This window comes from Streptomyces sp. NPDC046122 (assembly GCF_056429965.1).
This window is the reverse complement of record NZ_JBWKLQ010000001.1, coordinates 311,856-330,187: the sequence shown is the minus strand read 5'-3', so window position 1 is coordinate 330,187 and position 18,332 is coordinate 311,856. Positions and strand designations below refer to the sequence as shown.

The following is an 18,332-nucleotide window of genomic DNA, read 5'->3' as shown; positions in this document are numbered from 1 at the left end:
GCGGCACGTGCGCCGGGCCGAAAACCCGTGAACGAAATGCACGTAACGGTGACCGCCGTCACAGCGTGATGGATAGTCGCCGGGACCCAACGGGACGTGGGTATCGCAGGACGAACCGAGGAGGCCCCCGTGGCAGGCACAGCAGGAAAAGCCGCAAGGCGGGACCGTACGCACTACTTGTACATCGCCGTGATCGTCGCCGTCGTACTCGGCGTGGCGGTGGGTTTCGCCGCCCCCGGTGTGGCCGTCGAGCTCAAGCCGCTCGGCACCGGATTCGTGAATCTGATCAAGATGATGATCTCGCCGATCATCTTCTGCACGATCGTGCTGGGCATCGGCTCGGTCCGCAAGGCCGCCAAGGTCGGCGCGGTCGGCGGCATCGCGCTCGGCTACTTCACCGTGATGTCGCTGGTCGCCCTCACGATCGGCCTGGTCGTCGGCAACGTGCTGCACCCCGGTGACAGCCTGGCGGTGACCGACGCCGTCAAGGAGGCGGGGCAGGGCCAGGTCGCCGCCGAGGCCAAGGACACGGTCGAGTTCCTGCTCGGGATCATCCCGACGACGTTCGTCTCCGCCTTCACGACGGGAGAGGTCCTGCAGACCCTCCTGGTGGCCCTGCTCGCCGGTTTCGCCCTGCAGGCCATGGGCTCCGCGGGCCAGCCCGTACTGCGCGGGGTCGAGCACATCCAGCGGCTGGTGTTCCGCATCCTGGCCATGGTGATGTGGGCCGCGCCGATCGGCGCCTTCGGCGCGATCGCGGCCGTCACGGGCTCGGCCGGTCTGGACGCGCTCAAGAGCCTCGCCGTGCTGATGCTGGGCTTCTACGTCACGTGCTTCCTCTTCGTCTTCATCGTGCTCGCCGCACTGCTGCGCCTCGTCGCCGGCCTCAACATCCTCACGTTCTTCAAGTACCTGGGCCGTGAGTTCCTGCTGATCCTGTCCACGTCGTCGTCCGAGTCCGCCCTGCCGCGCCTCATCGCGAAGATGGAGCACCTGGGCATCAGCAAGCCGGTGGTCGGCATCACGGTTCCGACCGGCTACTCCTTCAACCTCGACGGCACCATGATCTACATGACCATGGCCTCGCTGTTCATCTCCGACGCCATGGGCGACCCGATGTCCATCGGCGAGCAGATTCCGCTTCTCCTCTTCCTCCTGGTGGCGTCGAAGGGCGCGGCGGGCGTCAGCGGGGCCGGTCTGGCCACGCTGGCCGGCGGCCTCCAGTCGCACCGCCCGGAGCTGGTCGACGGCGTCGGCCTGATCGTCGGCATCGACCGCTTCATGAGCGAGGCGCGCGCCCTGACGAACTTCGCGGGCAACGCGGTGGCGACGGTGCTCGTCGGCACCTGGACGAAGGAGATCGACAAGGAGCGGGTCGACCAGGTGCTGGCGGGTCACGTCCCGTTCGACGAGAAGACCCTGCTCGACGACGCTTCCGGCGAACCGGACGGCGCGCGGGTGGAGAGCGGTCCGGAGGTACGGTCGGGCGACAAGGCCGCGGCGGGCGTGTAGCGCGGCGGGTGCGGAAGACCGCTCAGGGGGAGGGGCGCCGGCCGGTGACGGCCGCGCCCCTCCCCCTGAGCGGCGCCGGCCGCTACGTGATCGACGCCAGCAGCTCCGTCACCCGCTCCGGCGGCACACCCGAGGTGAGCAGGGCGGTGGAGGCGGCCGCCCGGCCGCCGTCCGCGGCGTCCAGCGCGCCGTCGTTGACCGCTTCCATCAGCCCGAAGAGCGTCTGCTCGTGTACGTAGGCGAGCGCGGCGGGCGGCAGCGAGGACCTGAACACCCCGGCGTCCGCGCCCCGTCGCAGCAGGTCGACGCACTCCTTGCGGACCGGGGCGAGGCGCTGCTTGATGCCCTCCATCGTGACGCTGCGCTGGGCGAGGGCCACCAGAAGGCGGTAGCGGTCGGCGATCCGCCAGACCGCGAGCGTCGCGCGGGCCAGGGCCTCCGCCGGGTCGGCGACCCCCTCGCGGCCCGCCGCGTGCGCCTCGGAGACAGCGGCCACCGCGCTGTCCACGAGGGCCACGACGAGCGCCTCGCGGCTGGGGAAGTGCCCGTACACCGTCCTGCGGACCACGCCGGCCGCCCGCGCGATCTGGTCCATGGAGGCATCCGGGTCGCGCAGCAGTTCGGCGAGCGCGACGTCCAGGATGCGGCGGCGGTTGGCGTCGGCCCTGATACCGGAGGTCATGCCCCCATTTTGCACATCGCTGTGCAGGCGACTAAATTGCACAACGTTGTGCAGTTGCACAGTTGTGTGCAAAATCGTGGGAAGGGTGTGGAGCCGTGCGCCTGGTCGTGAACCAGCCGGTGGAGGACATGGAGCAGCCGTACCGGCGGCGCTGGTGGGCGCTGCTCGTCCTGTGCCTCAGTCTGCTGATCATCGTGATGGCCAACACCGCGCTGACCGTTGCCGCTCCCGACATGACCCGGGACCTGGGGCTCAGCAGCGCGGACCTGCAGTGGGTCATCGACGGCTACACCGTCCCGTACGCCGCGCTGATGCTGCTGCTCGGCGCGATCGGCGACAAGTACAGCCGGCGCGGGGCCCTCGTGCTCGGGCTCGTCGTCTTCGGCGGGGGAGCGGTCGCCGGTTCGCTGGTGGACAGCTCCGAGGGGGTGATCGCCGCTCGCGCCGTGATGGGCGCCGGCGCGGCGATGATCATGCCCGCGACGCTCTCGCTCCTCGCCGCCACCTTCCCGCGCGCCGAGCGCGCCAAGGCGATCGTGCTGTGGACGGCCACCGCCGGCCTCGCCATCGCGGCGGGCCCGCTGGTCGCCGGCGCGCTGCTGGAGAACCACGGCTGGGCGTCGACGTTCCTGATCAACGTGCCGGTGGCGGCCCTGGCGATCGTCGGCGCGTTCGTCCTGGTCCCGCCGTCGAAGGCGGCCCACCACGGGCGCATCGACTACGTCGGGGGACTGCTGTCCGTCGCATGGATCGCCGCCCTCGTCTACATGATCATCCAGGGCCCGCACTTCGGCTGGGACGCGAAGGCGGTCACCGCCGCCGCAGTCGCCGGAGCCGCTCTCGTGCTCTTCGTCCTGTGGGAGCTGCGCCACCCCCGGCCGGTCCTGGACGTACGCCGCTTCCTCGACCGGGGCTTCGCCGGCTCCAACCTGGCCGTCGCCCTGTTCTTCCTCGCGGTCTTCGGCGCGTTCTATTTCCTCACCCAGCACCTCCAGTTCGTGCTCGGCTACGACGCCTTCGAGACGGGCGTGCGGATGCTTCCGCTGGCCGGCGCCGTCTTCGCCGGCTCCGCGCTCACCGGCTTCCTCACCCCGCGCCTCGGCATGAGGACCACGGTCACGGCCGGCATGGCCGGCGGCACGGCCGCCCTCGCCCTCCTCACCCGGATCGACGCGGACTCGGCGTACGGCGACTTCGTGCTGCCGCTGGTGATCCTGGGTCTGGCCATCGGGCTGTCCCTCTCGCCGTGCACCGACGCGATCATGGGCGCCTTCCCCGAGGCGGAGCTGGGCGTCGGCGGCGCGGTCAACGACACCTCGCTGGAGCTCGGCGGCTCGCTGGGCATAGCCGTCCTCGGCTCGGTGCTGGCAGGTTCGTACTCCTCCCACCTCGCCGACGCCACCGCCGGCACGAAGCTGCCCGGGGACGCCCTGAGCACCGCGCAGGACTCGGTCGGCGCCGGATACGCCGTCGCGCGGGGCATCGGCGACCAGGCGGAGCAGCTCGCCGACCGGGCCGCGCGGGCCGGCACCCCGGAGCAGGCCGCCCAGCTCAAGGGCCAGGCGGAGCAGCTCGCCGACGGAGCGCGGCAGATGGCCGACGCGGTGGGCGGCGCGTTCTCCGACGCGGTCGCGCACACCAGCCTGATCGGCGCCGCGGTCCTCGGCGTGGGCACGGTGATCGTCGCCGTACTCCTGCCGCGCCGGACCCGGGGGAGCGAGGACGCCGCGAAGCCCGCCGCCGAACCGGTGCGCAGCGGCGTGTGAACCCGGCGCCGCGAGCGCGTCCGGGCCGCGTCAACCACCGCGGCCGGTACGGGTACTGACAAAAAAGTGGGTACTTGCCGGACCGGCGGACGCGCCGAAGCATGGTGGTCATGACTCCCGCACCCCTTGCTCCTGTCACCGTTCTCGGCCTCGGCGCCATGGGCCGCGCCCTCGCCGGCGCCTTCCTGGACGCCGGGCACCCCACTACCGTCTGGAACCGTTCCGAAGGAAAGGGCGAGGACCTCGTCGCGCGCGGCGCGGTCCTCGCCCGGACAGCCGAAGAGGCCGTCCGGGCCGCCGAGTTGACCGTCGTGTGCGTGGTGGACTACGACGCCTCGCAGAGCCTCCTCGAACCGCTGGCCGACGCCCTCGCCGGCCGTGTCCTGGTCAACCTCACGTCCGACTCGCCGGAGCGGGCCCGCGCGGCGGCGGCCTGGGCGGACGCGCACGGCATCGCGTATCTGGACGGCGCGGTGATGGTGCCGACGCCGCTCGTCGGCGGTGCCGAGGCGCTCATCCTGTTCGCCGGCGCGCGACCGGCGTTCGAGAAGTACGAGACCACCCTCAAGGCCCTGGCCGGGCAGGCGGCGTACCTCGGCGAGGACCACGCCCTCGCCGCCGTCCACGACCTGTCGATGCTCGACCTCTTCTACGCGAGCATGGCGGGCCTGGTGCACGCCTTCGCCCTGGCGCGGGAGGACGGCGTCACCGCCACCGCTCTCGCCCCGTACCTCGCCTCCATCGCCGCGATCCTGCCGGACATCGCGTCCGGCATGGCGACCGCGATCGACGCGGGCGACTACGACGGCGGTCAGGCCAACCTGGGCATGATGACCGCGAGCGTCGACCACCTGCTGCACATGTCCCGGGACCGGGGCCTCGACACGGGCCAGTTGGAGGCGATCAAGGCCGTCGCGGACCGTGCGATCGCCCGGGGCCACGGCGCCGACGACTGGGCGAGCACGATCGAGGTGCTCAAGCCGAAGGGCTGAGCACCGCACGCTGGGGCTCGGCCCTTGCCTTGACGCCGACGTCAAGGAATACCGTCGGGGCATGCGAATCGGCGAGCTGGCGGAGCGGGCGGGGACGACCACCCGTGCGCTGCGTTACTACGAGTCCCGCGGGCTCCTCCCCGCCCGGCGCGCGGTCAACGGCTACCGCACGTACGACGAGGACGACCTGAGGCTTCTCCGGCAGATCCGGACCCTGCGGGACTTCGGGTTCGACCTGGAGGAGACCCGGCCCTTCGTGGACTGCCTGCGGGCCGGCCACCCGGCGGGAGACTCCTGCCCGGCCTCGCTGGAGGTGTACCGCCGCAAGTTGGCCGAACTCGACGCGCTGATCGGTGAGTTGGGCGCCGTACGCACCCAGGTCGGCGCCCAGCTCGCCCGCGCCGAGCTCGAAGCCGACGCGGCGCTGCCGGGCGGCCCCGCGCCGCGCTGCGAGCTGACGCGCGACGGATTCACGGACTGACGGACCGACGGACTCAAGGAGACGGTGATGGTACGAGCAGCAGGTGTGGACGCCGTGACGGACGCGACCTTTACCACCGATGTACTGAGGTCGGGCGGGCCCGTTCTGGTGGAGTTCACCGCCGACTGGTGCGGCCCGTGCCGCCAGCTCGCGCCTGTGCTGAGCGAGGTGGCCCGTGAGGAGGCCGGCCGGCTCAAGGTCGTGCAGCTGGACGTGGACGCCAATCCCGAGACGACGATCCGATACGGCGTGCTGTCGATGCCGACGCTGATCGTCTTCCGCGACGGCGAACCCGTGAAGCAGCTGGTCGGCGCGCGCCCGAAGCGCAGGCTCCTGGCGGAGCTCGCCGACGCGTAGCCGGACCGGTCGGGCACGCCGAACGCGGGCAAAAGAAATACCCCGGGGAATTGACACCCGGGGTATTTCTCTGCGTATATTGAGCGTTTCTGCGACCTGGTTTAAATTGGGTTACAGAGGTGCCGTATGAACGCAGCGTAGCTTGTTGGGAGCTGAATTGTCAACCGAGGAATTTCAGAAAGAGCAGGAATTCATCACCGGTCTCTACGCGCGCCTCGACGACCTGCGTGAGGAGGCCGAGTCCACCGTGCGGTCGGCATTGACGCAGGTGGGGTCGGGTCAACAGGCGAAGCTGGAACGCGATGTGCTGGTGGCCGAACAATCCGGGCTGCTCGCCGCATTCGACGCGGGGGAGAGCGGCCTGTGCTTCGGCCGGCTCGACTTCCAGGACGGACGCCAGTACCACATGGGGCGCATCGGTATCCGGCAGAACGACGCCGACCGCACCCCACTCGTCGTCGACTGGCGGGCCGACATCGCCCGCCCCTTCTATCTCGCGACCGGATACTCCCCGATGGGTCTGCGCCGCCGCCGGCACATCACCACCGAGGGCCGCACGGTCACCGCGCTGCACGACGAGATCCTGGATCTCACCGACACCACACGCACCGGCCACGAGGGATCCGCCGCCGACACCGTGCTGCTCGCCGCCCTCGACGCGGCCCGCTCCGGACGCATGCACGACATCGTGCAGACCATCCAGGCCGAGCAGGACCGCATCATCCGGGCCCCGCACCAGGGCGTCCTCGTCGTCGAGGGCGGACCCGGCACCGGCAAGACCGTCGTCGCGCTGCACCGGGCGGCGTACCTGCTGTACGCGTACCGCGAGCTGCTCGCGCGCCGCGGTGTGCTGGTCGTCGGACCCAACCCGGCCTTTCTCTCCTACATCGGTGAAGTGCTGCCCTCGCTCGGCGAGACGGGGGTGCTGCTGGCGACCGTGGGCGAGCTCTTCCCGGGCGTCGCCGCCACCGGCGCCGACACCCCGGCCGCCGCCGAGGTCAAGGGCCGCGCCTCCATGGCGGACGCGCTCGCCCGTTTCGTACGGGACCACCAGACCGTGCCCGACCCGGGCATCGAGATCGAGCACGACGACGGCACGCTCGTGCTGGACCGGGCGATGGCGGAGGACGCCCGGGCCGCAGCACGGCAGACCGGACTGCCGCACAACCTCGCCCGTCCCCACTTCGCCTTCCGGATCATCGACGCGCTCACCGAGCAGCTCGCCGACCGGATCGGCGCCGACCCGTACGGCGGCCCGAACTTCCTCGGCCCCGACGACATCGCCCAGCTCGGCAAGGCCATCGCGCTCAGCGGCGCGGTGCACGCCGCGATCGACGGGCTCTGGCCGGTGCTCACCCCGCGGCAGCTGGTCGCGCGGTTCCTCGCCGAACCGGCCCACCTGCCCGCCGCCGACGCCGAGTCGATCCGGCGCACCGCCGGCGAGTGGACCCCCGCCGACGTGCCGCTGCTCGACGAGGCCGCCGAACTGCTCGGTGAGGACGACTCGGCCGCACGGGCCGCCGAGGAGGCCGAGCGCCAGCAGCGGATCGCCTACGCGCAGGGCGTGCTGGACGTCGCGTACGCGTCCCGGACCTACGAGTTCGAGGACAAGGAGGAGCTCGACGCGGACGCGTCCGAGGTCCTCGGTGCGCACGACATCGTCGACGCCGAGCGGATGGCCGAGCGCCACGAGGAGGCCGACCACCGGAGCACCGCCGAGCGGGCCGCCGCCGACCGCACCTGGGCCTTCGGCCACATCATCGTCGACGAGGCGCAGGAGCTGTCCGCCATGACCTGGCGGCTGCTGATGCGCCGCTGCCCCACCCGCTCCATGACGCTGGTGGGGGACCCGGCGCAGACCGGCGACCCGGCGGGCTGCGACTCCTGGCAGCAGATCCTCGGCCCGTACGTCGGGACGCGCTGGGAGCACACCCGCCTCGGCGTCAACTACCGCACCCCCGCCGAGATCATGCGGGTCGCGGCCGGCGTGCGCCGCGCCGAGGACCCCGCGTTCGAACCGCCCGGGTCGGTGCGCTCCACGGGCGTCCGCCCCCGGGCGTACGCCGCCCGGCCGGACGGCCTCGCGACCGTCGTCGCCACGGCGGTCGCGGACCTGTCCGGCGAGGAGGGCCGGCTGGCCGTCGTCGCGCCCCGCGCCCTGCACCCGCGGCTCGCGGACGCGCTGCCCGGGGCGTCGTACGGCGCCGCGCCCGACCTCACGCGGCCCGTGGTGCTCCTCGACCCGCGGCAGGCCAAGGGGCTGGAGTTCGACGCCGTGGTCGTCGTCGAGCCCGGACGGATCCTCGCCGGCTCGCCGCGCGGCGCCAACGACCTCTACGTCGCCCTGACCCGGGCCACGCAGCAGCTCGCCGTCGTCCACACGGGAGCCCTTCCCGAATGCCTCCGGGAAGGGCTCACGCGGGAGACGCGGGTTCGGGTCAGGCCGGCTTGAGCCACACCGTCGCCAGCGGCGGCAGCGTCAGCTCCAGATACGGCCTGCCGCCGTTCGCCCCGGCCGGCTCCGGCTTGAGCGGCTCCGTGTTGCGCACGTCGCTGCCGCCGTATCGGGCCGCGTCCGTGTTCAGGACCTCGGTCCAGGCCGGGATCACGTCCGGCACGCACAGCCGGTAACCCTGCCGCACCACCGGCGAGAAGTTCGACACGGCCAGCAGCGGGCCGCTCTTCGCGTCGAAGCGCAGGAACGCGAAGACGTTGTCCTCGGCGGCGTCGCCCAGCACCCAGGCGAAACCGTCGGGGACGGTGTCCAGCTCCCACAGCGCGGGTGTGTCGGCGTACACCCGGTTGAGGTCGCGGACCAGGTCCCGAACGCCCCGGTGGTCCGGCTCCGCCGAGTACGACGGGTCGAGCAGCCACCAGTCGGGCCCGTGCCCCTCCGACCACTCCGCACCCTGGGCGAACTCCTGCCCCATGAACAGGAGTTGCTTGCCGGGGTGCGCCCACATGTAGCCGAGGTACGCGCGGTGATTGGCGCGCTGCTGCCACCAGTCGCCCGGCATCTTGCTCACCAGCGCCTGCTTGCCGTGCACCACCTCGTCGTGCGAGATCGGCAGGACGTAGTTCTCGCTGTACGCGTACACCATCGAGAAGGTCATCTCGTTGTGGTGGTACTTGCGGTGCACCGGCTCCTTGCTGACGTACACCAGCGAGTCGTGCATCCAGCCCATGTTCCACTTGAGACCGAAGCCCAGGCCCCCGCTGTCGGTGGGGCGGGTGACGCCGTCCCAGGCGGTGGACTCCTCGGCGATCGTCACGACGCCCGGGTTGCGGCGGTAGACGGTCGCGTTCATCTCCTGGAGGAAGGCGACGGCGTCCGGGTTGTCACGCCCGCCGAACTCGTTCGGCGCCCACTGGCCCTCCTCGCGCGAGTAGTCGAGGTAGAGCATCGAGGCGACCGCGTCGACGCGCAGGCCGTCGATGTGGAACTCCTCGCACCAGTACGTGGCGTTGGCGACCAGGAAGTTGCGCACCTCAGGACGGCCGTAGTCGAATTCGAGCGTGCCCCAGTCGGGGTGCTCCGAGCGCCGCCAGTCCTCGTGCTCGTACAGGTTGGGCCCGTCGAACCGGGCCAGCGCCCAGTCGTCCTTCGGGAAGTGCGCGGGCACCCAGTCCATGATGACGCCGATGCCCGCCCGGTGCAGCGACTCCACCAGGTACCGGAAGTCGTCGGGCGTGCCCATGCGGGCCGTCGGAGCGTACAGGCCGGTGACCTGGTAGCCCCACGAGCCGCCGAAGGGGTGCTCGGCGACCGGCATCAGCTCGACGTGCGTGAAGCCGAGGTCGGCGACGTACGCGGGAAGCTGCTCCGCCAGCTCGCGGTACGACAGCCCCGGCCGCCAGGACGCGAGGTGCACCTCGTAGACCGAGAACGGCGCCTGGTGCACGGGCCGGTCGGCCCGGTGCTCCATCCACTCCTGGTCGCGCCACTCGTGGTGCGAGGCAGTCACGATCGACGCGTTGGCGGGCGGGCACTCGGTGCGGCGGGCCATCGGGTCGGCGCGCATCGTGTGGCTGCCGTCCGGTCGCATGATCTCGAACTTGTAGAGCGTCCCCTCCTCGACGCCGGGCACGAACAGCTCCCAGACGCCGGACGAGCCGAGGGAACGCATCGGGAACCCGGTGCCGTTCCAGTAGTTGAAGTCGCCCGCGACGCGGACGCCGCGCGCGTTCGGCGCCCACACGGTGAAGCGGGTGCCGCTCACGCCTTGGTGGACCATGGGCTGAGCGCCGAGCGCCCGCCACAGCTCCTCGTGGCGGCCCTCGCCGATGAGGTACAGGTCGAGTTCGCCGAGGGCGGGCAGGAAGCGGTACGGGTCCTGCACCTCCAGCTCGTTGTCCTCGTACGTGACGACCAGGCTGTACTCCGGCGGCACGGCGTCCAGCGGCAGTACGCCGGAGAACAGCCCGTCGCCGTCGTCGTGCAGCGGGGTGCGGGTGCCGCCGGCCAGCACGGTGACGCCCCGTGCGAAGGGCCGCAGGGCGCGCAGGACGACCCCGGCCCCGTCCTCGACGGGATGGGCGCCGAGGAGCCCGTGCGGGTCGTGGTGGCCGCCGGCCAGCAGCCGGTCCCGGTCGGCGCCCCGGAGCGCCGGGCCGTGCGGCTGAGGCTCCGGGATCCCGTCGCCGGCCGCGGGGGCGACCGCGGGCCCGGCGCCCGGCGCGGGGAGCGGGGACTGCCGCGCCGCGGCGGTCCGCCGCGGCTTCGTCGCCCTGGTCGCTTTCGCGGGCTTGGCGGCCGGCGGTGGGCCGGACTCCGCGTCCTGCGCGGCCTCGACCGCGGAGTCGGGGAGACCGGCGGCAGCGGCGGCGGGCTGCGCGGCCTTGGCGGCCCTGGCCGGCTTCGCCTGCTTCACGGCCCGCGCGGGCTTGCGCGGCGGCGGGGTCTCGGCGGCCTGCACGGGCCGCGGAGCGTCCTGTGCTGCCTGCGCCGGCTCGACGGCCTCGGCCTGCTTCGGCGCCCTCGCGGCCTTGGCTCGCTTGCGTGGCGGTGCGGCCGGCGCGGTCTCCGGCGGCGTGGGCGCGGTCGGGGATTCGGCGGACTTGCGGGACGGTGGACGGGGGGTCACGGGTGCGGCCTCCTCGGGAGGATCCGGTCAGGTGCGGTGGACGGGGGAAGGGTGGCTGGTTCGCGCCGCCCGCGGGCGGCGGCGTACGGCCCTCGGGGAGGGACGGGACGTCCGTCGCCCCGCGTGCGCGGGCGGGAGGCGGTGCCGGCCGGCGCCGGTTCACGGCGTCGGTTCACGGCGTCGGTCCCGGGGTGCGCCCGGAGTCCGGCGGCGGGTCGGGCGCGCGGTGGCCGGTGGTGTCCGGGGACTGCGCGGGGTGGCTGTGCGGCGGGGTGCCCGGGGGCCGGGTGCTGCCGTGCCGCGCGGCCTGGGAGTGCGGGCCGGCGGTGCGCAGCGGTGTGGTGTCCGGACGGTGGCCGGGCGCGCCGGCCCCGGACGACGCCGACGCGAGGCGGTGGATGGCCGCCAGCGGCACCGGGAGCCAGTCCGGGCGGTGGCGGGCCTCGTAGAGGACCTCGTACACCGCCTTGTCCGTCTCGTACGCCCGCAGCAGCTCCGGCTCGTCCCGGGGATCCGTCCCGGACGCCTTCGCGTAGCCGTCGCAGAACGCCGCCCGGCACCGCGTCGCCCACTCCGCGTCCCACGGCTGGTGGCTGCGGGCCGCGTAGTCGAAGGACCGCAGCATGCCCGCCACATCGCGTACGACGGGCTGCGGACGCCGACGTTCCGTGAGCGGGCGCGACGGCTCGCCCTCGAAGTCGATGACCGACCACTCGCCGTCGTCGGCCCGGAGCGTCTGGCCCAGGTGCAGGTCGCCGTGGACCCGCTGGGCAGGCCACGCCCGTCCCGCCCGCCCCCGCGCCGCGAAGGCGTCGAACGCCGTGCGCAGCGCCGGGACGTACGGAACGAGCGCGGGCACGGCCTGCGCCGCCGCGTCGAGGCGCTCGGTCATCGCCGCGGCCAGCGCCTCCGTCTGCTGCCTGCGCAGCGTCGTCGTCGGCAGGGCGAGGGCGAGCGCGGTGTGCACCTCGGCGGTGGCCCGCCCCAGCGCCCGCGCGTCGGCGGTGAAGTCGTCACCGGCGGCCAGGGCCCGCAGGGCGCGCTGCCAGCCGTCCTCGGAGCCGTGCAGGAAGGGCTGGAGCACCCCCAGGGTGTACGGCTCGTGCGGATCGCCGGCGTTGTCGGCCTCGAACCAGGCGACCGGAGCCGGCACCCGCCCGCACCCCTCGCGGGCCAGGGCGAGCGGCAGCTCCAGATCGGGGTTGGAGCCGGGACTGACCCGGCGGAAGACCTTGAGAATGAACGAATCTCCATAGACGAGGGACGAGTTGGACTGTTCGGCGCCGAGCGGCCTGGGGGTGAGTCCGGGCGGGATGACGGCCGACGGGTCGCGCTCGAAGCGCAGCGCCCCCGGCGCGCCGGTGTTGCGCAGCCGCTCCAACAGCAGACCCGCCAGCCGCGGGTCGAGCAGCGCGTCGTACACGGTGAGACCGGCCAGCGGCCCCTCCTGCACGTGTCCGACGAGCGCCGGGGCCAGCCGCGGCGGCAGCGCCGGCCGTACGCCGAGCAGCAGTTGGTAGCAGTCGGCGACCGGCGGCGCCGACGGGCCGTGGGCGGGCCCGGCGGGCTGCTGGACGCCGACCAGCAGGTGTAGCAGGCCGGGAGCTCCCGTACCGCCGCCGGAGCCGCTTCTGGCCGGCAGCAACTCCGTGGCGGCGACGAGCGAGAACCCGGTGACCGGGCGTCCCTTGCCGGCGAACCACCGCTGCCTGGGCAGCCATTCGCGCAGCAGCGGAGCCAGTGAGGGGAGCAGGGCCGGGGGTGGAGCCGGCCCAGTGGCGCGGCGGGCGGCCGTACTCCGGGTGGATGCAGCCTCCGACATGGCATCGCGTCCTTTCCCCGGGCACACCACAGGATGCGCAGAGTGTCCCGGATTGCGACCGTAGCTGTCCGGGCGGTGCGTGGGGTTCTCCCCGCAGTCGAAACGCGGGAAGTGTCGGGTCGGGGATCGTCCGTACGGACCCGATATGACGGGATGAGTGCCCACGGCGGGGCGGGGGAAACCGCCCTGCCGCAGAAGGCACTTCAGGCGCGCTTGACCGGAAGCGGTGACGCGTCCTTGCGCAGCCGGAACCAGTAGAAGCCGTGACCTGCGAGGGTCAGCAGATACGGCCATTCGCCGATGGCCGGAAAGCGCACCCCGCCGATCAGCTCGACCGGGTGCCGGCCGTTGAAGGTCTGCAGGTCGAGTTCCGTCGGCTGCGGGAAGCGCGAGAAGTTGTGGACGCACAGCACCAGGTCGTCCTTGTACTCGCGCAGGAACGCGATCACCGCGGGGTTGGTCGACGGCAGCTCGGTGTACGAGCCCAGGCCGAAGGCCGGGTTCTGCTTGCGGATCTCGATCATCCGCCGGGTCCAGTGCAGCAGCGAGGAGGGCGAGGTCATCGCCGCCTCGACGTTGGTGACCTGGTACCCGTAGACCGGGTCCATGATCGTGGGGAGGTAGAGGCGCCCCGGGTCACAGGACGAGAAACCCGCGTTGCGGTCGGGCGTCCACTGCATGGGGGTGCGCACGGCGTCCCGGTCGCCCAGCCAGATGTTGTCGCCCATCCCGATCTCGTCGCCGTAGTACAGGATCGGCGACCCGGGCAGGGACAGGAGCAGAGCCGTGAACAGCTCGATCTGGTTGCGGTCGTTGTCGAGGAGCGGGGCGAGCCGCCGCCGGATGCCGATGTTGGCGCGCATCCGCGGGTCCTTGGCGTACTCCGCGTACATGTAGTCGCGCTCTTCGTCCGTCACCATCTCGAGGGTCAGCTCGTCGTGGTTGCGCAGGAAGATGCCCCACTGGCAGTTGGACGGGATGGCCGGGGTCTTGGCCAGGACTTCCGACACCGGGTAGCGCGACTCACGGCGTACGGCCATGAAGATGCGCGGCATGACCGGGAAGTGGAAGGCCATGTGGCACTCGTCACCGCCCTTCTTGAAGTCGCCGAAGTAGTCGACGACGTCTTCCGGCCACTGGTTGGCCTCGGCGAGGATCACGGTGTCCGGGTAGGACGCGTCGATCTCCTTGCGGACCCGCTTGAGGAACTCGTGGGTGCGCGGGAGATTCTCGCAGTTCGTCCCCTCCTCCTGGTAGAGGTACGGGACGGCGTCGAGGCGGAAGCCGTCGATGCCCAGGTCCAGCCAGAAGCGCAGGGCGGAGATCATCTCCTCCTGCACGGCCGGGTTCTCGTAGTTGAGGTCCGGCTGGTGGGAGAAGAAGCGGTGCCAGAAGTACTGCTTGCGGACCGGGTCGAAGGTCCAGTTGGACGTCTCGGTGTCCACGAAGATGATCCGGGCGTCCTGGTACTGCTTGTCGTCGTCGGCCCAGACGTAGTAGTCGCCGTACGGCCCCTCGGGATCGGAGCGCGACTCCTGGAACCACGGATGCTGGTCGCTCGTGTGGTTCATGACGAAGTCGATGATCACGCGCATGCCACGCTGGTGGGCGGCATCCACGAACTCCACGAAGTCGGCCAGGTCGCCGAACTCGGGGAGGACGGACGTGTAGTCCGAGACGTCGTAACCGCCGTCGCGGAGCGGTGACTTGAAGAACGGCGGCAGCCAGAGGCAGTCGACGCCGAGCCACTGGAGGTAGTCCAGCTTGGCGGTGATGCCCTTGAGGTCGCCTACACCGTCTCCGTTGCTGTCCTGGAAGGAGCGGACGAGCACTTCGTAGAACACCGCCCGCTTGAACCACTCGGGGTCGCGGTCCTTGGCGGGAGTGTCCTCGAACGTGTCGTGGACGGGCTCATTGACGATCATGATGTGGGTGACCCTCCGATCGGCGGGGACGGTCGCAGGACGACGACGTGCGCGGGCGTACGGCCCGGCTCGAGGCGCACATAGTTGGCCCTGCCCCAGTGGTAGGTCTCACCGGTGAGCTCGTCGCGCACCGGGACGGAGTCGGACCAGTCGAGGCCGAGTTCCGGCATGTCCAACGAGACCGTGGCCTCCTGGGTGTGGTGCGGGTCGAGGTTGACGACCACCACAACGATGTTCGAACCGGAGCGCTTCGAGTACGCGATGACCGCGTCGTTGTCGGCGTGGTGGAAGTGCAGATCGCGCAGCTGCTGAAGCGCCGGGTTGCGGCGGCGCACGCGGTTGAGGGTGGTGATCAGCGGGGCGATGGTGCGGCCCTCGCGTTCCGCCGACTCCCAGTCGCGCGGCCGCAGTTGGTACTTCTCCGAGTCGAGGTACTCCTCGCTGCCCGGCTTGGCCGGCGTGTTCTCGCACAGCTCGTAGCCCGCGTACACGCCCCACGAGGGCGCCAGCGTGGCGGCCAGCACGGCCCGTGCCTCGAAGGCGGGACGGCCGCCGTGCTGGAGGTAGGCGTGCAGGATGTCCGGGGTGTTCACGAAGAAATTGGGACGCATGTACGAGGCGGCGTCGCCGGTGAGCTCCGTGAGGTACTCGGTCAGCTCCTGCTTGGTGTTGCGCCAGGTGAAGTACGTGTACGACTGCTGGAAGCCGATCGCGCCGAGGGTGTGCATCATCGCGGGACGGGTGAACGCCTCGGCGAGGAAGATCACGTCCGGGTCGGTGCGGTTGATGTCGGCCATGACCTTCTCCCAGAAGACCACCGGCTTGGTGTGCGGATTGTCGACGCGGAAGATCCGCACACCGTGGCTCATCCACAGCCGCAGCACCCTGAGCGTCTCCTTGACCAGGCCCGGCATGTCGGCGTCGAACGCGATCGGGTAGATGTCCTGGTACTTCTTCGGCGGGTTCTCGGCGTACGCGATCGAGCCGTCGGCACGGTGGTGGAACCACTCGGGGTGCTCCTTGACCCAGGGGTGGTCCGGCGAGCACTGGAGCGCGAAGTCCAGTGCGATCTCCATGCGCAGGTCCCGGGCGCGCGCGACGAAGTCGTCGAAGTCCGCGAAGGTGCCGAGGTCGGGGTGGATCGCGTCGTGGCCGCCGGCCGCCGAACCGATCGCCCAGGGCACGCCGACGTCCTTGGGCGACGCGGACAGCGTGTTGTTGGGGCCCTTGCGGTGCGTGGTGCCGATCGGGTGGATCGGCGGCAGGTACACCACGTCGAAGCCCATCGCGGCGACGGCGGGCAGCCGCTCGGCGGCCGTCTTGAACGTTCCGCTCTTCTGCTTCCCCCGCTTGTCGGTACGGACGCCCTCGGAGCGCGGGAAGAACTCGTACCAGGAGCCGAAGAGCGCGCGCTCGCGCTCGACGAGCAGCGGCATCTCGGGCGAGGACGTCACCAGCTCGCGCAGCGGATGGCGGCCCAGGGCGGCGTCCGCCTCCGCGTCGAGCGCGGCGGCGAGCCGGACGGCGGGCGGCTTCGTCGTGTCGCGCAGCGCGTCGACGGCGGCCAGGACGGCTTCGCGCCCGTCCTTCTTCGGCACGCCGGACGCGGCCCGCTCGTACAGCTCCGCGCCCTCCGCGAGCACGAGCTCGGTGTCCTGGTCCGCCGCGATCTTGATGCGGGCGGCGTGGCGCCAGGTCGCCACGGGGTCGGACCAGGCCTCGACGGCGTACGTCCACTGCCCCTCGGCGGTGGGCGTCACGCGCGCACCCCACCGGTCGGTGCCCGGCGCCAGCTCGCGCATCGGGGTCCAGGGGCCCTCCCGGCCCGCCGGGTCACGCAGGACGACATTGGCGGCGACGGCGTCGTGGCCCTCGCGGAAGACGGTGGCGGTGACTTCGAACGTCTCACCGGCCACCGCCTTCGCCGGCCTTCTGCCGCAGTCGACGGCAGGACGTACGTCCAGGACAGGGATGCGACCGATCATTGGCTCACCTGGGGGCTGTGCGGCCGCGGACGAGTGCGGCTCGCGTTCGGGGGCTTTCTTGGGGTCTGTCCTTTTTATCTGCTCCGCTGGCGACTGGCGGGGTGCGGGCATCACCGCTCCTGTCCACGTTCACTCGGGTGGACCGACTTGGACCGACTTGGGGCCCACTGGCATGCGTACCGGTGGAGCCTTCCCTCGTACGCCGGGTGCGCAATCCGGCGCCTTGTTAACTACCGCCGCGTAAAACGGTCCGAAAAAAACGGCCCCGCCTTTCGGGCGGGGCCGTTCGTTCTCCGGTGTCCGGTGGTGAGCTCCGGTCAGTTGTTGACCTGGAGCAGGCGGTTGGGCGAGCCGATGCCGCCGCGCGTCACCTTGCCCTTGACCGCCTTGGCGGTCAGGGCGCCGCTCACCTGCGCCGGGGTGGCCGTCATGTGCTCGGCCAGGTAGAGCGCCGCCGCGCCGGCCGCGTGCGGGGCCGCCATCGACGTGCCGGAAATCGTCTGCGTCGCCGTGTCACCCGTGTTCCAGGTGGACGTGATCGACGCACCGGGTGCGAAGAGGTCGAGCCGCGGGCCCCAGTTGGAGAAGCTCGCGCGCGCGTCCGTGGACTCGGTCGCGCCGACCGTCACCGCCTCCGCGACACGGGCCGGCGAGAACAGGTGCGCCGGCAGTCCCTCATTGCCCGCCGCCACCGTGTAGGTGACGCCGGACGCGATGGAGTTGCGCACGGCGGCGTCCATCTGGGCGTTGCCCCAGCCGCCGAGGCTCATGTTCGCCACGGCCGGCTTCTTCGCGTTCTTGGTCACCCAGTCGATGCCCGCGATCACCTGGGCCGTCGTACCGCCGCCCTCGCTGTCCAGGACCCGTACGCCGACGACCCTGGCCTTCTTCGCGACGCCGTACTTCGTGCCCACGACGGTGCCGGCGACGTGCGTGCCGTGGCCGTTGCCGTCCTGGGCGGTGGCGTCGTTCTGGACGAAGTCCCAGCCGCTGCTCGCCCGGCCGCCGAAGTCCTGGTGGGACGTACGGATGCCGGTGTCGATGACGTACACCCGCACGCCGGTGCCGGCGCTGTCGGGCGTCGTGTACGACTTGCTCAGGGGCAGGGCCGGCTGGTCGATCCGGTCCAGGCCCCAGACCGGGTTGGTCTGGGTCTGGTTCAGCCACACCTTGGTGTCCTGGACCACCGACGCGACGTTCGGGTCGGCCGCGAGGCGCTTGGCCTCCGCCTCGTCCGCCTTCACCGCGTAACCGTTGAGCGCGCTGCTGTACGTGTGCTTGATCGTCGCCCCGTACTGCCGTGCGAGCTTGCTGCCGGCGGCCGACGGAGCCTTGATCCCCCCCGATCCCGTCTTGAGCGTGACGATGTAGCTGCCGCCGACCGAGCCGGGTGAACCGGCTCCCAGTATTCGCCCCTCGGCGGGGGCGGCCTGCGCGGGAAGCGTGACGGCCGAAAGCACCGCTGCCGTGGTGACAGCGGTGACGGCTCCCGCGAGGCGCAGGCTGGAAATGCGTGTTCTTGCCATGTGCTGGGTCCCCTCCTCAACTTGGCGCACCTTATGCGGAGCGGGTCCGGCCCTCGCGACCGGTCCCCCGTTGCGCTGCCGCGGACGCCTCCGGGCAGCCTCTCGTGCGCTGTGACGCACTACAAGACCGCACATGGGACGGGTTTGGGCCGCCGGCCCGGTGAGGGCATCGAGGAGGTGAACACCCAGGTCGTTCGCAG

Annotated in this window: 11 protein-coding genes and 1 pseudogene; 6 read left to right on the top strand and 6 right to left on the bottom strand. The window is 71.7% G+C overall.

Annotated elements, in window-relative coordinates; translation table 11 throughout:
- Positions 1–129: 129 nt before the first annotated feature.
- A complete protein-coding gene (locus tag AC07FK_RS01380; protein WP_479101498.1) occupies positions 130–1,512 on the top strand; it encodes a cation:dicarboxylate symporter family transporter in 1,383 nt (460 codons plus the stop codon).
- Between the two features lie 82 nt (positions 1,513–1,594).
- On the opposite strand, the gene AC07FK_RS01375 is transcribed toward AC07FK_RS01380, so the two are convergent.
- On the bottom strand, positions 1,595–2,194 hold the full coding sequence (locus tag AC07FK_RS01375; protein WP_479101496.1) for a TetR/AcrR family transcriptional regulator: 600 nt from the start codon (positions 2,192–2,194) through the stop codon (positions 1,595–1,597).
- 95 nt (positions 2,195–2,289) lie between these two features.
- Here AC07FK_RS01375 and AC07FK_RS01370 point away from each other — a divergent pair, with 95 nt between their 5' ends.
- The 5 genes from AC07FK_RS01370 (at position 2,290) to AC07FK_RS01350 (ending at position 8,242) form a co-directional block, all read left to right on the top strand.
- Positions 2,290–3,960: an MFS transporter gene (locus AC07FK_RS01370; RefSeq protein WP_479101495.1), complete on the top strand. Its 1,671-nt coding sequence runs from the start codon at positions 2,290–2,292 to the stop codon at positions 3,958–3,960.
- A gap of 110 nt (positions 3,961–4,070) precedes the next feature.
- Positions 4,071–4,952, top strand: a complete 882-nt coding sequence (locus tag AC07FK_RS01365) for an NAD(P)-dependent oxidoreductase (RefSeq protein WP_479101494.1) — start codon at positions 4,071–4,073, stop codon at positions 4,950–4,952.
- A 61-nt stretch (positions 4,953–5,013) separates the two neighbouring features.
- On the top strand, positions 5,014–5,433 hold the full coding sequence (locus tag AC07FK_RS01360) for a MerR family transcriptional regulator (protein ID WP_479101493.1): 420 nt from the start codon (positions 5,014–5,016) through the stop codon (positions 5,431–5,433).
- Positions 5,434–5,460: 27 nt separating this feature from the next.
- On the top strand, positions 5,461–5,790 hold the full coding sequence (gene trxA, locus AC07FK_RS01355) for a thioredoxin (RefSeq protein WP_479101492.1): 330 nt from the start codon (positions 5,461–5,463) through the stop codon (positions 5,788–5,790).
- Between the two features lie 157 nt (positions 5,791–5,947).
- Positions 5,948–8,242, top strand: a complete 2,295-nt coding sequence (locus tag AC07FK_RS01350) for a HelD family protein (RefSeq protein ID WP_479101491.1) — start codon at positions 5,948–5,950, stop codon at positions 8,240–8,242.
- On the opposite strand, the gene glgB is transcribed toward AC07FK_RS01350, so the two are convergent.
- The 5 genes and pseudogenes from glgB to AC07FK_RS01325 all read right to left on the bottom strand — a co-directional run bounded on the left by glgB (position 8,229) and on the right by AC07FK_RS01325 (position 18,132).
- Complete coding sequence (glgB, locus tag AC07FK_RS01345) at positions 8,229–10,661, bottom strand: 1,4-alpha-glucan branching enzyme (protein WP_479102525.1); 2,433 nt, start codon at positions 10,659–10,661, stop codon at positions 8,229–8,231. The genes AC07FK_RS01350 and glgB overlap by 14 nt on opposite strands.
- Positions 10,662–11,244: 583 nt before the next feature.
- A pseudogene (locus AC07FK_RS01340) lies at positions 11,245–12,696 on the bottom strand (maltokinase N-terminal cap-like domain-containing protein); the annotation flags it as partial.
- Positions 12,697–12,899: 203 nt separating this feature from the next.
- Positions 12,900–14,621 carry a maltose alpha-D-glucosyltransferase gene (gene treS / locus AC07FK_RS01335; protein ID WP_479101490.1) on the bottom strand — a complete coding sequence of 574 codons (1,722 nt, stop codon included), beginning with the start codon at positions 14,619–14,621 and terminating at the stop codon, positions 12,900–12,902.
- Complete coding sequence (locus AC07FK_RS01330; protein WP_479101489.1) at positions 14,618–16,606, bottom strand: alpha-1,4-glucan--maltose-1-phosphate maltosyltransferase; 1,989 nt, start codon at positions 16,604–16,606, stop codon at positions 14,618–14,620. Before AC07FK_RS01330 ends, treS begins: the two co-directional genes overlap by 4 nt.
- 317 nt (positions 16,607–16,923) lie before the next feature.
- Entirely contained in the window at positions 16,924–18,132 is a 1,209-nt protein-coding gene (locus AC07FK_RS01325) for a S8 family peptidase (protein ID WP_479101488.1), read from the bottom strand.
- Positions 18,133–18,332 lie beyond the last annotated feature (200 nt).